The organism is Pseudomonas kribbensis (assembly GCF_003352185.1).
GTDB classification, from domain to species: domain Bacteria; phylum Pseudomonadota; class Gammaproteobacteria; order Pseudomonadales; family Pseudomonadaceae; genus Aquipseudomonas; species Aquipseudomonas kribbensis.
On sequence record NZ_CP029608.1, the window covers coordinates 4,551,721 to 4,565,524 of the forward strand.

Below are 13,804 nucleotides of genomic sequence, written 5' to 3' on the forward strand. Positions count from 1 at the left end.
CGGTCAAGGAACCGCGTCATGCCTCAAGCAACACCCCAGGTCCCGGGCAAACTGTTCGGCCTGTTCTGCCTCGCCAGTTATCTGTTGTCGCTGTCCTATGGCGCGACGTTTCTGCTCTCGCTGCTGATCGGCTCTCGCGGCGGCAACGAGCACGATGCCGGCAGCGTAATCAGTGCGGCGATGCTCAGCACCTTCGTTGCGGTGCTGGTGTCCGGGCACCTGTCCGACTGGCTGGGCGCGGCGCGTTCGATTGCGCTGTTCGGGCTGTTGCTGGTGGCGGCGAGCCTGGGGTTTGCGATGACGCCGGGCTTCGGCCATCTGCTGCTGTTTTTCGGGTTGCTGCTTGGCTTGGGCTGGGGCGTGTTCTACACGCTAGGGCCGATCATCGTCGCCAGTCTGGTGAGCCCGGCGCAGCGAGCTAAATACTTTGCGCTGCTGTCCGGCAGCATGATGACCGGGATCGGCAGCGGCCCGCTGCTCGGGCGCGCCGCCAGTGCGCTGGGTTTGCCGGTGACGTCGGCGTTCTATCTGGCGGCGTTGGCGAGTCTGGTCGGCGTGCTGCTGTTCTGGCGTCTCGGTGCCCGCCTGAAAAGTACACAAGCCGCGTCAGCGGCAAAAATCAGCTGGCAGGCGACGGCTCAGGTGCTCAGTTCCCGAGCCGTGTTTCCGATCATCATGGTCGGCCTCGGCGGCTGCGTGTTCGGTGGTCTGTCGAGTTTCCAGACCAGCTATGCCGCCGCCCGTTCGCTGGATTATTCGCTGTTCTTCCTGGGCTTCATGAGCGCCGCCATCAGCAGCCGGATGTTGATCGCAGGCTATGTGGTCAAGCGTGATCCGCTGCGGGCGTCGTGTCTGCTTTCGGGGTTGATGCTGGGCTCAATCGTAATGTTCGCGTTTGGCGTGCAAAGCGGTTTCAGCTATCTGCTGGCAGCAGTGATGCTCGGTGTCGGTTACGGTCTCACCTACTCGGTAATCAATGGACTCGCCGCCAACGAGGCTCCGGCCGGCAGCACGTCGCAGGCATTGTTGCTGTTCAGTCTTTCTTATTTCATCGGTGTCTTCGGCTTCCCGTTGCTGGCCGGGAAAATCATCGTCGATCACGGCATGGCGACGCTGTTGCTGACCGTTCTGGCGGTGGCGGCGTTGAACTGGTCGATCACCCTCGGCCGCCTGCTGTGGCGGAGGATGAAGGTAGAAAGTGCACTGACGAACTGAACCGTTCGTCATTCAATCGGCACCTATGCCGCACGAGGGCAGACCAAGATCAGGTAAGGATTCCAATCACTGGAGACACACCATGATCTCGTCAAGGTTGACTGCTCTCGTTTTCACCACCCTGCTCTGCCCCATGGCTTTCGCGGCGACCGCTGCCGGCACCGGCCCAACTGACCCGGTCACACCGCCGCGCGCGCCTGCGATCAACAGCGCTCCCGGGATGAATACCGACGGTTCCGGCGCTCCGCTGATCAATCAGCCGCCAGCCACCGGAACCGATCCGCGCACCCAGGGCAATGACCCCGGCCGTCAGGGTGGAATGAACACACCGGATTCCCCCACTACCCCCGACAACTCCGGCTCCGGCATCGGTTCGAAAACCACCACCGGAGGCTCGGGTTCCGAAGGAACCGGTCAGTAGGCGGAAGATTCGCGGATCAGCGCATCGACCTCGTCAGAGCCCGGTGCGGTTGCCGGCCCCCAGCGAGTGACGGCCAACGCAGCGGCGGCGTTGGCGCGCCTCGCGGCTTCAGCAGCCGCCAGACCTTGCGCCAGCCCGGCGACAAACACACCGGCATGGGCATCGCCGGCGCCGTTGCTGTCCACGGCCTGCACCTTGAAACCCGGCACATGCTGGCGCTCGCCGTGCTGATGAATCCAGCAGCCTTGCGGGCCGTCGCGCACTACCATCAGCACCTCCTGCGGCAGGTGCACGGCCAAGCGGTCCAGCGCCGTTTCGATGTCCGCTGCGCCGGTGAAACGCAGCGCCTCGACACTGTTGCTGGTCCACACGTCGATGCGCGGCAGCAGCGCCTGCATCATCGGTGAGTCCGGTGATTCCACCAGCGGGCCCGGATCGAACACCACGTTGATCGTCTTTGGCAACGCCAGCGTCCAATCCAGCAACGCTTGGGCCTTGCCGCTGTGCAACAGGCTGTAGCCGCTGACGTAGACATAGTCCCCGGCCTCCGCGGCAACGCTGTCCAGTTCCGCAGCCGTGACTTCGCCTTCGGCGCCAATGTAGGAAATGAAGCTGCGCTCGGCCGACGCATCGGTCAGCGCCACGCAGATACCGGAGTCGCGTTCCGCAGGCTGTTCGATGCCAATGCGGATGCCTTCGGCATTCATCGCCTGCCGTGCCAGATCACCGAAACGACCGTTGCCGTGGCGACCCAGATAGACCACCGGCAAACCGTTACGCGCGGCGGCAGCCATCACATTGAAACCGCCGCCGGCTTCGAAACTGGCGGACTGCGCCAGCACGTCACCGCCGATCTGCGGCAGTGCATCCACGGCCATGACCAGGTCGATGATGACCTGGCCGGTGTGCAACATCTTAGGCATGAGCATTCTCGGTTTGTGCGGCGCGGCGGTCTTTCGCCCCGCCGAGTACGAAGTAAATGCCGCCGGCCACCACGAAGGTCACGATCCAGCCAAGGCCGTTGTGGCCCAGCCAGGAATCGGACAGAAAGCCCTTGAACCAGACGTTCTCGGCGGTGGTGCCGATGGTGGTGAAGCTGAAGCCCAGCACGATGGCAATCGCCCACGCGCCGAATGCGCGCCACTCGATGCCGCCGCTGTACCAGTAGGCGCTGCTCGGGCTGACATCGAGCAGGTCTTTCGGGCTGTAGTAGTGACGGTGAATCAGGTCGACCACGAAGATCCCGACCCACGCAGTGATCGGTACTGCCAGCAGGGAGATGAAGGTGATGAATGGGCCATAGAAACTGTCGGCGATCAGCATGAAGTAGATCGAACCGGCGAAGATCGCGACGATGTCGACCACCACCGCGTACACGCGCTTGACCTTCAGGCCGAGGGTCAGCGTAGTCAGACCGGCGGAGTACACCGACAGGTTGTTCGACAGCAACAGACCGCCGAACGCGGTGATCAGGTACGGCACGGCCATCCAGGTCGGCAGCATGTCGCGGATCGCCACGATCGGATCAGTCGCCGACGCCAGATCGTTGTTGCCCACCGACAGCAGGCCGCCGAGGGTGATCAGCAACACCAGCGGAATCCCTGCGCCGAACGCAGCAGAAGCGACCAGGCGCACGGCTTTTACGCTGCGATGCTGATAGCGCGACATGTCGGCGCCGGCATTGGCCCAGCCGATCCCGGTGCCGGCCGCCATGGTGCCGATACCGATGATCATCGCGCTCATCGGCGCCGGCGTGGCGTTGAACACCGCGCTCCAGTCGATGGTTGCGCAAAGGAAGCCACCCACCAGAATGTTCAGCGCGCCGAACACGTAGGTCGCCCACTTCTGGATCACCAGCAACGTGGCGTGGCCGAGGCCGGACACCGACAAGGTCAGCAGCACGAAAATCGCGATGAAAATCAGGGTCAGCACCGGCGCGCTTTTGGCTTCCACCGGCGAGCCGAACAGGATCGAGCACAGCGACAGCAGCACGAACGCTGCAGTGGTGGTGTTGACGGTTTCCCAGCCCAGGCGTGACATCAGCGACACCAGCGTCGGGCCGATATTGCCGCGCACACCGAAGATCGCCCGCGACAAGGTCAGGCTCGGTGCGCGACCGCGACGGCCGGCAATCGAGATGATCCCCACCACCGCGAACGAGCCGGCAGCACCGAGGATCGCGACGATGATCGCCTGCCAGATTGCCAGGCCGCGAAACGCAACCAGCGTAGCGCCCAGCGGCAGGCCGAGAATGGAAATGTTGGCCGCAAACCAGACCCAGAACAGTTGCAGCGGATGGCCGTTGCACTCGCCTTCCGGCACCGGTTCGATGCCCCGGGTTTCCAGTTGCCCGGCGCTTTGCCCGGCGTTCGATGAACTCATGAGAAATGCTCCTGTTTGCCTTTATTGTGGTTGTGGCAATGACGCAGAACGACAAGACATCCCGCCCTTCCTGGGCCTGTCTGCGCGATCCATTGCGGGTGATTATTCGAAGTTTGTGGTGCGCCTTTCGCGAGCAAGCTCGCTCCCACAAGTACGGCGTTGTTTCTGTGGGAGCGAGCTTGCTCCGGGCGGCGATCCGACGAAGGCGTCAGCCCGTTCAGCGCAGGGCCAACAGCCCTTGCACCAATGGCTCCAGCTCCAGATCATTGACGGTTTTGACGGTTTCAATCATCGCCGCCGGCCAGCTCTGCAGACCCAGGCAGGCCCCGAGCATGGCACCGAGAATCGCCGCGATGGTGTCGGTGTCACCACCCAGACTGGCGGCCATGCACAGCGCATCGAACGGCGTCATTTCACCGACCGCGACTTGCTGCGCGAGGGCGAACGACACCACCACCGATTCCTGTGATGCCACCGAGGTGCCGATGACGTCGTACAGCAGATCCGCGAGCAACACCGGGTCGCTCTCGACACTGATGCTGCGCGCCCAACTGATCCGCGAGGCGATACGCCCACCGGCCACCCAGTGCCCGTGCGCTTCCGCTTGCTGGGCGATCTGCTGGCCGAGGTTCAGCGCCTCGCCCAGATCCAGGCCGTTGATGCCGGCCGAAACCACCGCCGCCACCGCCGCCGCGCTGGAAATCCCCAGCGTGGTGTTGTGAGTGACCTGACAGGCCTGCACCACCGCCGCGATGAAGCGCTCGGGATCGGCGACATCCGCCGCAATTCCGACCGGAGTAATGCGCATCGCCGCGCCATTGGTGGTGCCGTAGCGCCCGGCTTCTTCCGGCGAATGGCCGGCAAGAATCATTTCGATCGCACGTTTGGTGGATGGGCCGAGCAAGTCCTGCGAGCCCTTGGCCTGCATCTCGGCTTCCCATTCGATCAGCCGTTGCGCGAGTACCGCCGGCTCGATCCGGCCCTTGCCTTCGACCAGCAACTCGCCGACCAGAATCGCCTGTTCGGTGTCATCGGTGATCGAGCCTTTGGGCATGTTCGCGGCAATCGGTTGCAAGGGGCCGGCGTCTTGCAGATCGGTGATCTGGCCGAAGCGCTGCTTGATGGTTTCGCGGTTCAGGGATTGCGTCGGCATGCCCAGCGCATCGCCGAGGGCCAGGCCATAAAACGCGCCCAGGGCACGGTCGAGGGCGGTCATTTCGATTCTCCAAATTGCAGGTGCAGACGGAAATGCACCGGGTCGAGCAGGCTTTCGACCAGCTCCATGAAGCGGTTTTGCCGGTCGTAAGTGGTGCGCAGCGCTTTCAGGAACACCGTGCCTTCAGGTCGGCCGAGGAGTTCGGCGTCCACCGCGTTGAGCGGTTCGGCGCCGATCCATTGATCGCCACGCTCGCCGATGTAGCCGTAGGCCGCCAGAGTGACGGTCAGCGAATTGTCGATCAGACCCACGCGCGGCAGGCTTTCCAGGCCTCCGGTGGCGGGCATCAATGAGCGTTCGAGGGACACCAGCGTGCCGTCGTTGGAGCGGCGGCGACGATCGAGGGTGATGAATTGGTCGGTGCCGAAGCGCGGCAGCAGATCGGGCCGGGTCACGGCTTCCAGGCGCAACACTTCGGTATTGATCAGCGCCCCGCTGTCGGCCAGGGCCTGGGCCCAGCCGCTACGCTGATCGAGCACCACACCGTCGAAAGTGACGATGGAACCGACCCCGCTTTGCGTGGCGATGTAATTGCGCCGTTTCAGTTCGGCCAGCGCTTCGCGCAACGTGCCACGGCTGACGTTGAATTCCTGAGCCAACTGATGCTCGCCGGGCAACAGAAAGCCGTCCTCCATGAGGCCGCTTTCGATGCGTCGGACGAGCTCGTCGACCACCCGTTGTTTCTTGTCAAATCGTACCTGTCTAATCATGTACAAAGTGATACCCGAAACGGGTTGGGACGAGCAAGGTAATTTTTGGGAAAGGTGACAAAAGGCGCGGTATTGGAGGCACCCTCTCCCAAAGGAGAGGGTCAGCAGAATATTGATCTCAGCGCTGTTTCAGACGGTCGATCACCACTGCCAGCAGCAGAATCGAACCCCGAATCACATACTGATAAAACGTGTCGATATTCTTCAGATTCATCGCATTCTCGATAATCGCCAGAATCAGAACCCCGGCAATCACATGCCGAATCATCCCGATGCCGCCGCTCAACGAAACCCCGCCCAACACGCAGGCCGAAATCACCGTCAGCTCAAACCCCTGCCCGATCATCGGCTGCCCGGAAGTCATCCGCGATGCCAGAATCACCCCGGCCAGCGCACCGATCACCCCATGCACGGCGAAGATAATGATCTTCGTGCGGTCGACATTCACCCCCGCGAGCAACGCCGCCTCCTGGTTGCCGCCGATGGCCATGGTGTTGCGCCCGTAGGTCGTGTAATTCAGCAACCAACCGAAAAACAGGAAGCAGACAATGGTGATCAGGATCGGCACCGGCACGCCGAACAACTGGCCGTTGCCGAAGACGAAGAACGATTCCTGGGATACGCCCACCGCTTTGCCATTGGCAAAAATGTAGGCCAGGCCACGGACGATCTGCATGGTCGCCAGCGTCGTGATCAGCGCATTGACCCGCAATTTAGCGATCACGATGCCGTTGATCAGCCCGACGATCAGCCCCATCACCAGCGCCGCGCTGACACCGAGAAACACGCTGTTGGTGTCGCGCATCACCACCGCCGCGACCACCCCGGCGCAGGCAATCACCGAACCCACCGACAAGTCGAAATGCCCCGACGCCAGGCAATACAACATGGTGCACGCCGCGATCCCGGTGGTGGAAATCGCCAGGCCCAGGCCGCGCATGTTCAGCGGCGAGAGGAAGTTGTCGATCAGCAGGGTACAGGCGAGAAAGATCCCGACCGCCGCCAGCAACATGACCCAGTCATCGAGGAAGCGCCGCATATCCAGCGGTTTGCGCGCGGTCGGCAGGGTTTCGTTTTGGGTTGTCATCATAGTCACCTCTCAGTTCGCCGCGCCGCTGGCGCGATGGCGCGGCAAAGCCAGTTGCAGCAGGTTGGATTCGTTGGCCTGGTCGCGGCTGACTTCGCCACGCAGGGCGCCCTCGCACAGCACCAGAATGCGGTCGGAAATGCCCATCACTTCCATCAGATCGCTGGACACCACGATCACCGAAATGCCGTCGGCGGCGAGGTTATGGATGATCTGGTAGATCTCGGCCTTGGCGCCGATGTCGATGCCTCGGGTCGGCTCGTCGAGCAGCAGCACCTTCATCGGCATCGACAGCCAGCGGCCGAGAATCGCCTTCTGCTGGTTGCCGCCGGACAGGAACTTGATCTGTTGTCCGGCGTGTGGGGTTTTCACCTTCAGGGCCTTGATCTGTTTGTCGGCGTTGCCCTTTTCCCACATCCCGCGCAGCAGGCAACCGAGCCCGGAATTGGCGCCGCGTGCACTGATGTTGATGTTCTCGGCGACGCTGGCAAGCGGGATGATGCCTTCCTTCTTGCGGTCCTCCGGGCACAGCAGAATCCCGGCGGCAATCGCATCCCGGGGCGAACGCAGCTTCAGTTCATGGCCGCGCAATTCCAGGCGTCCGGCGGTGTTGCGCTCCAGGCCGCTGAGCAACCGGAACAGCTCGGTTCGCCCGGCCCCGACCAGCCCGAACAACCCCAGAATCTCGCCTTTGTGCGCGTCAAAACTGATCGGCTCACGCAGCCCCGGTCCGAGCAATCCATCGACTCTCAACGCCACGGCACCGCGCGGGCGACCGCGATAGTCGTAGATGTCCTGAATGTCGCGCCCGACCATGCAGGTCACCAGTTGATCGTGGGTCAACTGGCTCATGTCATCGAAGGTGCGCACGTAGCGACCGTCCTTGAACACCGTCACCGCGTCGCAGATGCGGAACACCTCTTCCATACGGTGGGAAACGTAGAGCACCACTTTGCCCTCGTCGCGCAGCCGGCCGATGATCGCCATCAAGCGATCGATTTCCCGCGCCGAGAGGCTGCTGGTCGGTTCGTCGAACGCGATCACATGGGCGCCACGGGACAACGCCTTGGCGATTTCCACCAGTTGCCGCTGGCCGAGGGACAGGCGCCCGACTTTGGTCTGCGGGTCGATTTCATCGGCCAGACCCTTGAGGCAGGCCAGCGCTTGCTGGCGCAGCGCGCCGCGATTGATCAGGCCGAAACTCGCCGGCAGATGTCCGAGAAACAGGTTCTCGGCCACGGTCATTTCCGGCACCAGATGCAGCTCCTGGTGAATCACCGCCACCCCGCTGCCGATGCTGTCGGCGGTGGACTTGAACGCCATCGTCCGCTCGCCGATCTGCAACTCGCCACTGCTCGGAATGTAGGCGCCGCCGAGGATTTTCAGCAGCGTTGACTTGCCGGCGCCGTTCTCGCCCATCAGAGCGTGCACCTGCCCGGGGTGGGCGACGAAACTGATGCCGTCCAGCGCCTTCACGCCGGGAAAGGTCTTGCCGATCCCTTTGAAACGCAGGCTGCCGGCACCGTGTTGTTGTGTCTGTACTTGCGCGTGCATTTAAGCCACCTCATCACACCGTTCAAGCGGCCCGGCTGCCCGGGCCGACGCTGCCGTCAGTTCCACAGGCCGATCTTTTCCAGCTCCTGCTTGAAGTTGTCGCGGGTGATCAGGGTAACGTCGTCCATCGCGGTGTACTTCGGCGGTTCTTTGCCGGTGGTGACCCACTCGTACATCATCTCGGCAGTCTTATAGCCCTCGATGTGCGGGCTCGGCAGCATCGAACCGTAGAACCCGCTGTTGGGTTTTTTCAGCTCGCCGATCGCATCGGTGCCGTTGATGCCGATGCCGATCACGTTGGCCGCGGCAAACCCGGCGGCTTCAGTGGCGCGCACTCCACCCAGCACGGTGTTGTCGTTCATGCCGCCGATGATCAGGTTCTTCGCCGCGCCCGGCAGCTTGACCAGCGCCGAGTTGGTGGCGTCCATGCTGCCCGGTACGTCGAGGGTTTTCAGGGCGGCCGTCAGGATGTGCTCTTTCGGCAGGCCGGCGTCTTCGAGCGCTTTCATCGAACCGTCGGTGCGCTTCTTGCCGGTATCGAGTTCGTTGTAGGTGTTGACCACCGCGTAGGTGTCTTTCCAGTCCCAGTTACGCTTTTTTGCCTCGGCGGCCATGGCGGCGCCCTGCTTCTGGCCGACTTCGAACGCGGCCATGCCGAGGTACGGCACCTCTTCCATGAACTTGCCATTGGCATCGACGAAACGGTCATCAACGGCAATCACTTTCAGGTCATTGAGTTTGGCCTTGGCCATGATTGCCGGGCCGAGGGACACGTCAGGCGGGCAAATCACAAAACCCTTGGCACCGTTGGCCGCCAGGCTGTCGATGGCCGAGAGGGTTTTCTCGCCATCCGGCACGGCGATCTTGATCAGCTCGAAGCCTTTGTCCTTGGCAGCTTTCTCGGCGAAGGCCCATTCGGTCTGGAACCACGGCTCTTCAGCCTGCTTGACCAGAAAGCCGATCTTCACCGGATCGGCGGCCAGCAGCGAACCGCTCAGGCTGAACGCAGTGACCGCCAGCGCGGTACTGCACAGGGTACGAATCCCGAAACGACGTTTCATAAGCAGACTCCTTGTTATTTTTCTTGAGCGTTATTTGAAAAGCGTTGAAGCGGTCGAAGCGTTTCCCGCAAATCATGACGACAATAGTCATATCGTATGATGATTGGATTTCAGACGGACCTTGCCGCCTGCAATCCGCTTTTTCAGTCGTGGTACATCACCGAGCGACCACCATCGATGGTGATGCACGAGGCATTGATGAACGGCGCTTCATCGCTGGCCAGGAACACGGCGGTCATCGCCACTTCAATCGGCTGACCGATGCGTTTCGGTGGATGCAGATCGAAGGCGCGCTGGCGTTCGGCGTGGGGGTCGGCGAAACCGTTCCAGTAATCGACGTTGAGCTGGGTCTCGATGTAGCCCGGGGCGATGGCGTTGACGCGAATGCCTTTCGGCGCGTACTCGATGCCCAGCGCGCGGGTCAGCCCGAGCAAACCGTGCTTGGCCACCGGGTAAGGGAAGCAGCCGGGAATGATGTTCGTGGAATGGGTCGAGGCAATGTTGATGATGCTGCCGATGCCCTGCTCGATCATCTGCGGCAACACGGCCTTGCAGCCATACCAGGCGCCGTCGAGGTCGATGGCGAAGCAGCGGTGCCAGTCTTCTTCAGTCATTTGCAGCGGATCGCGGAACACGTTGACCCCGGCGCAGTTGACCAGAACGTCGATGCGTCCGTGCAGCTCGATGGCCAGTTTGGCCATGGCGTGCAGATCCTGCTGGCGCGACACGTCGGCCTTGATCGCTTGTACATCGGCGCCCTGCTCGCGCCAGTGGGTAGCGACTTTCTCGACTTTTTCAGCCTGGATATCGCTGATCACCAGTTTGGCCTGCTGCGAGGCGAAGGTCGCGACGATTGCTTCACCGATGCCTTGGGCGGCGCCGGTCAGCAACACAACCTTGTTTTTCAGACGCTCGCCTTTGGGTGGCGCGGGCACTGGCGGCAAGGAAAGAGGTTCAGCCATGAATCAGGACTCCTGTTCGAAAGCATAAAAAAACCGGGCATCTGACGATGTCCGGTCTGGAAGGCTTCTTGAACGAAACAGGCAAGCGCCGCTGACGGCATCGGGCCGTTGCGGGACGCTGACTCCGCTGGGGAGTGCGATGGAAATTCGCTGCATCACTTCACCTGTTTTGTTCTTTTTAAGTGTGAGTGCGTGTTACTGCTGGAGCTGACTATAAACCCGACCGCTAAATAATCTCAATATATAATTTTGCATCCCATATTTTGGGATTTAATCAGCAAAACGTGTACAGAGCTTTCCGGCGACATCGACCCGCAACGACAGCACGGCGCCGTCCAGCGGGTGGTTCAGCGGACTTTTGGCGCTGGTGATGTAGAGGGTTTTCAGGTCTGCGCCGCCGAATACGCAACTGGTGGGGCGGCTGATCGGCAAGTCGATCTTGCGGTCTACTTTGCCCTCCGGCGTCAGGCGCAGCAGGCAGCTGCCGTCCCAGCGGGCGTTCCAAACGTAATCTTCGGCATCCATCGCCGAACCGTCCGGGCCACCGTGCTGATCGGCGCTGTACCAGGGCTGGGCGGCGTCGAGGTTGCCGTCGGTATGGATGAAATAACGGTACAACGTGCTGTCGAGGCTGTCGCCGAACAGCAGCGTGGTGCCGTCGTCGCTCCAGAGCAACGTGTTGGGAATGCCCAGGCCCCGCAGCAATGGCGTGACTCTTTTATCCGGATCAACCCGGAACAGGCCGCCGGAACGACGGGTGATCGGCAGATCCTCGCCCTGCTCACCGATGTTGTTTTGCATGGTGCCGAGCCACAGACGGCCCTGGCCATCGCAACGCGCTTCGTTGGCGCGGTTGCCCGGTTGCGGATCGGCGACGCAGAACAGAGTCAACCGTGGTTCGAGTCCGGGGGAATCCAGATCGAGTCGGTAGACGCCGCTGCTCAGGGTCACCAGCGCGTCGCCGCTGGCGCAGGGAATGAACGCCGAGACGTGCTCCGGCATCTGCCAGATCTGCACGTTCTGCCCGATCAGCCGCAGCGCCTGCTTGCCGGCGATGTCGACCCAGTACAGCGCCTGGGCCGGCGCATCCCAGAACGGGCCTTCGCCCAGTTGCGCCCGATGCTCTGTCACCGCAGTCCACGTCATGCAACCTCCTGTCTTGTTGTTTTTCTCAGCTGGCTTTCTTGTCGGCCATCACCTGCGGGTAAAATCGCTTGATGGCCAGGTCGGCATTGTCGATCAGGGTCATGCAGGCCCAAACCCCGCGCGCGGCATCCCGGGCGGCGATGGCGTCGGCCATGTCTTTGTGGATGGGCAGCGTGCGACGCAATTCGTCGGGGTCGGCGGCGGACACTTCGAAGGACACGGCGAGCAGCGCGCCGAGGGCCGGCACCATTTGCTCGATGAATTGATTGTGGCTGGCCGCGAGAATGCACTCGTGGAAGAACTGATCGGCGCGGTTGTAATCGATGCCGCTGTGCGCGGCCCGCTCCAGGGCGTTGTAGGCCTGCTGAATGGCTTGCACCTGCTCGACAGTGGCCCGCTCGCAGGCCCAGCGCACCGCCATCGGTTCGATGGTGCGGCGCAGGTCGAGCAGGTCATCGACGAAGTTTTCCGGCAAGCCGCTACGTGACAGCCAGCCGACGACTTGCGGATCGAACAGGTTCCAGCGCTTGATCGGCAACACCCGGGTGCCGACTTTCGGCCCGACTTCGAGCAGGCCTTTGGCGACGAGGGTCTTGATGGCTTCGCGGATCACGGTGCGACTGACACCCAGCTGTTCGCCCAGCTCGGCCTCGACCTTGATCGCCTGCCCCGGCTTCACCTGGCCGGCGGCAATCCAGGCGCCCAGCCAGTCAACCGTTGAAGCGTGAAAACTGCTCGACATGAACACCCCGACGCCGTTCGCTGTGGTTGCCCACGCTAATCATCATACGATTGAGAGTCAACGACAAAAAACCGCAGCCTGCTTTCGCAGACTGCGGTTTTTTAAGGTTCGAGGCCGATGCGGAAGAATTCGCCGCCGCTCCAGACGACGAGCCAGCGCTGGCCATTGATTTCTCGGCTGACCGCCAGTTCGACCAATTGGTAGAACACGTTGCGGTGGATCAGCGCTTCGAGGTTGGTGCGTACATGCACGTAGGGGGCAGGTTCTTGAGTGACCGGATCGATCTCGACCCGGATCGGATGTTCCGCGCCGGCCTCGGTGGTTTCATCGACGTTGGTGGTAAAGCGCAGCACTTGCGCCTCACCCTCGCCTTCCACCTCGACGGCAATCGCCACGAAGGGCGCGTCATCGACCTTGATCCCTACCTTTTCGACCGGGGTGATCAGGAAATAATCATCGCCGTCGCGGCGGATGATGGTGGAGAACAGCTTGACCATCGGCTTGCGCCCGATCGGCGTACCCAGGTAGTACCAGGTGCCGTCACGGGCGATGCGCATGTCGATGTCGCCGCAGAAATCCGGGTTCCACAAGTGCACCGGCGGCAAGCCTTTGGTTTTGGGGATTTGCCCCAGCAGGTCATTGGCTTTTTGCGGGCCACTCATGGCGTACTCCTTGAATTACTGGTCCCCGACGCCCAGCAGGCTGCGTGCATATTGCGCCAGCGGTGGGCCGATCAGGTCTTCGGGCTTGTTGTCGTGGAACGTCAGTAAACCGCCACGACTCTTGATCCGTGCAGTATCAATCAAATACTGGGTGCTGGTCTCGATCAACATGATCTGAATCACGCCGCCGTCGATACCGAGGCGATCCACAGCTTCCTGATCCAGCCACTCATCAGAGTTGCCGATGCGGTCGTCAGCCTTGGCGAAGCGGGTGTACAGCAGGTAATGAGCACCGGCATCGCGGGCTTCGCCCATCGCCTGGTCGAGGCCTTCCGGCGCACGGGCGCGGCGGACCATCGGGAAGTATTCGACGAAGCCTTTGAAGGCCTCTTCGGCCACCACGTTGGGACGCGGGTAAGAACCACCCGGTGGCGCGAACGAGCCTTGTGCGATGTAGATGAACGAATCCGGCTGAATGCGGAAATTGTTTACGCGGCGGCTGTCGCTGTGGTCCAGCAGACCCGCGTCGCTCATCTGGTAGCGAGTCCCTTCGGCCATGTCACTGACAGTCATACAGCCGCCCAGCGCCAAAACGGCCAGCAGCAAAACCAGGCTACGCATCCTAATCCTCCAGAAGCCGGTGACG

At 62.0% G+C, this 13,804-nt stretch carries 14 protein-coding genes; 2 read left to right on the plus strand and 12 right to left on the minus strand.

Annotated elements, in window-relative coordinates; translation table 11 throughout:
- Window positions 1-18: 18 nt before the first annotated feature.
- The gene (locus DLD99_RS20695; protein WP_114884714.1) at window positions 19-1,215 is read left to right on the plus strand and encodes an MFS transporter; all 1,197 of its coding nucleotides are present in this window, start codon (window positions 19-21) and stop codon (window positions 1,213-1,215) included.
- An 82-nt stretch (window positions 1,216-1,297) separates the two neighbouring features.
- Entirely contained in the window at window positions 1,298-1,636 is a 339-nt protein-coding gene (locus DLD99_RS20700) for a hypothetical protein (RefSeq protein ID WP_114884716.1), read from the plus strand.
- Here DLD99_RS20700 and DLD99_RS20705 read toward each other — a convergent pair.
- The 12 genes from DLD99_RS20705 to DLD99_RS20760 all read right to left on the minus strand — a co-directional run bounded on the left by DLD99_RS20705 (window position 1,630) and on the right by DLD99_RS20760 (window position 13,779).
- Window positions 1,630-2,559: a PfkB family carbohydrate kinase gene (locus tag DLD99_RS20705; protein ID WP_114884718.1), complete on the minus strand. Its 930-nt coding sequence runs from the start codon at window positions 2,557-2,559 to the stop codon at window positions 1,630-1,632. The two genes, DLD99_RS20700 and DLD99_RS20705, sit on opposite strands and share 7 nt — an antisense overlap.
- Window positions 2,552-4,018: a purine-cytosine permease family protein gene (locus tag DLD99_RS20710; RefSeq protein WP_114884720.1), complete on the minus strand. Its 1,467-nt coding sequence runs from the start codon at window positions 4,016-4,018 to the stop codon at window positions 2,552-2,554. Before DLD99_RS20710 ends, DLD99_RS20705 begins: the two co-directional genes overlap by 8 nt.
- Before the next feature lie 217 nt (window positions 4,019-4,235).
- A complete protein-coding gene (locus tag DLD99_RS20715) occupies window positions 4,236-5,234 on the minus strand; it encodes an ADP-ribosylglycohydrolase family protein (RefSeq protein ID WP_114884722.1) in 999 nt (332 codons plus the stop codon).
- Window positions 5,231-5,944, minus strand: coding sequence for a GntR family transcriptional regulator (locus tag DLD99_RS20720; RefSeq protein ID WP_114884724.1), 714 nt, complete (start codon window positions 5,942-5,944; stop codon window positions 5,231-5,233). The genes DLD99_RS20715 and DLD99_RS20720 overlap by 4 nt, the downstream gene beginning before the upstream one ends.
- Window positions 5,945-6,062: 118 nt before the next feature.
- Window positions 6,063-7,031 (minus strand): L-arabinose ABC transporter permease AraH, encoded by a 969-nt coding sequence (araH, locus tag DLD99_RS20725; protein WP_085697229.1) that lies wholly within the window; start codon window positions 7,029-7,031, stop codon window positions 6,063-6,065.
- Window positions 7,032-7,043: 12 nt separating this feature from the next.
- The gene (gene araG, locus DLD99_RS20730; RefSeq protein WP_085710917.1) at window positions 7,044-8,585 is read right to left on the minus strand and encodes an L-arabinose ABC transporter ATP-binding protein AraG; all 1,542 of its coding nucleotides are present in this window, start codon (window positions 8,583-8,585) and stop codon (window positions 7,044-7,046) included.
- Window positions 8,586-8,641: 56 nt separating this feature from the next.
- Window positions 8,642-9,646, minus strand: coding sequence for a substrate-binding domain-containing protein (locus DLD99_RS20735; RefSeq protein ID WP_114884726.1), 1,005 nt, complete (start codon window positions 9,644-9,646; stop codon window positions 8,642-8,644).
- 143 nt (window positions 9,647-9,789) lie between these two features.
- Complete coding sequence (locus DLD99_RS20740) at window positions 9,790-10,608, minus strand: SDR family oxidoreductase (protein WP_114884728.1); 819 nt, start codon at window positions 10,606-10,608, stop codon at window positions 9,790-9,792.
- Between the two features lie 270 nt (window positions 10,609-10,878).
- Window positions 10,879-11,754 carry an SMP-30/gluconolactonase/LRE family protein gene (locus DLD99_RS20745; protein ID WP_114884730.1) on the minus strand — a complete coding sequence of 292 codons (876 nt, stop codon included), beginning with the start codon at window positions 11,752-11,754 and terminating at the stop codon, window positions 10,879-10,881.
- 25 nt (window positions 11,755-11,779) lie between these two features.
- Window positions 11,780-12,496, minus strand: coding sequence for a FadR/GntR family transcriptional regulator (locus tag DLD99_RS20750; RefSeq protein ID WP_085710921.1), 717 nt, complete (start codon window positions 12,494-12,496; stop codon window positions 11,780-11,782).
- Between the two features lie 101 nt (window positions 12,497-12,597).
- Window positions 12,598-13,158, minus strand: a complete 561-nt coding sequence (locus DLD99_RS20755) for a DUF1285 domain-containing protein (protein ID WP_114884732.1) — start codon at window positions 13,156-13,158, stop codon at window positions 12,598-12,600.
- Between the two features lie 15 nt (window positions 13,159-13,173).
- Window positions 13,174-13,779, minus strand: coding sequence for a DUF4823 domain-containing protein (locus DLD99_RS20760; RefSeq protein ID WP_007950810.1), 606 nt, complete (start codon window positions 13,777-13,779; stop codon window positions 13,174-13,176).
- Window positions 13,780-13,804 lie beyond the last annotated feature (25 nt).

Excerpts from the sequence above, each read along its gene's own strand:
- DLD99_RS20735 (WP_114884726.1), bottom strand. The coding sequence starts at position 9,646 with ATGAAACGTCGTTTCGGGATTCGTACCCTGTGCAGTACCGCGCTGGCG.
- DLD99_RS20760 (WP_007950810.1), bottom strand. The coding sequence starts at position 13,779 with ATGCGTAGCCTGGTTTTGCTGCTGGCCGTTTTGGCGCTGGGCGGCTGT.
- DLD99_RS20705 (WP_114884718.1), bottom strand. The coding sequence starts at position 2,559 with ATGCCTAAGATGTTGCACACCGGCCAGGTCATCATCGACCTGGTCATG.
- DLD99_RS20715 (WP_114884722.1), bottom strand. The coding sequence starts at position 5,234 with ATGACCGCCCTCGACCGTGCCCTGGGCGCGTTTTATGGCCTGGCCCTC.
- araH (WP_085697229.1), bottom strand. The coding sequence starts at position 7,031 with ATGACAACCCAAAACGAAACCCTGCCGACCGCGCGCAAACCGCTGGAT.
- DLD99_RS20700 (WP_114884716.1), top strand. The coding sequence starts at position 1,298 with ATGATCTCGTCAAGGTTGACTGCTCTCGTTTTCACCACCCTGCTCTGC.
- DLD99_RS20745 (WP_114884730.1), bottom strand. The coding sequence starts at position 11,754 with ATGACGTGGACTGCGGTGACAGAGCATCGGGCGCAACTGGGCGAAGGC.
- DLD99_RS20750 (WP_085710921.1), bottom strand. The coding sequence starts at position 12,496 with ATGTCGAGCAGTTTTCACGCTTCAACGGTTGACTGGCTGGGCGCCTGG.
- DLD99_RS20740 (WP_114884728.1), bottom strand. The coding sequence starts at position 10,608 with ATGGCTGAACCTCTTTCCTTGCCGCCAGTGCCCGCGCCACCCAAAGGC.
- DLD99_RS20710 (WP_114884720.1), bottom strand. The coding sequence starts at position 4,018 with ATGAGTTCATCGAACGCCGGGCAAAGCGCCGGGCAACTGGAAACCCGG.
- DLD99_RS20695 (WP_114884714.1), top strand. The coding sequence starts at position 19 with ATGCCTCAAGCAACACCCCAGGTCCCGGGCAAACTGTTCGGCCTGTTC.
- araG (WP_085710917.1), bottom strand. The coding sequence starts at position 8,585 with ATGCACGCGCAAGTACAGACACAACAACACGGTGCCGGCAGCCTGCGT.
- DLD99_RS20755 (WP_114884732.1), bottom strand. The coding sequence starts at position 13,158 with ATGAGTGGCCCGCAAAAAGCCAATGACCTGCTGGGGCAAATCCCCAAA.
- DLD99_RS20720 (WP_114884724.1), bottom strand. The coding sequence starts at position 5,944 with ATGATTAGACAGGTACGATTTGACAAGAAACAACGGGTGGTCGACGAG.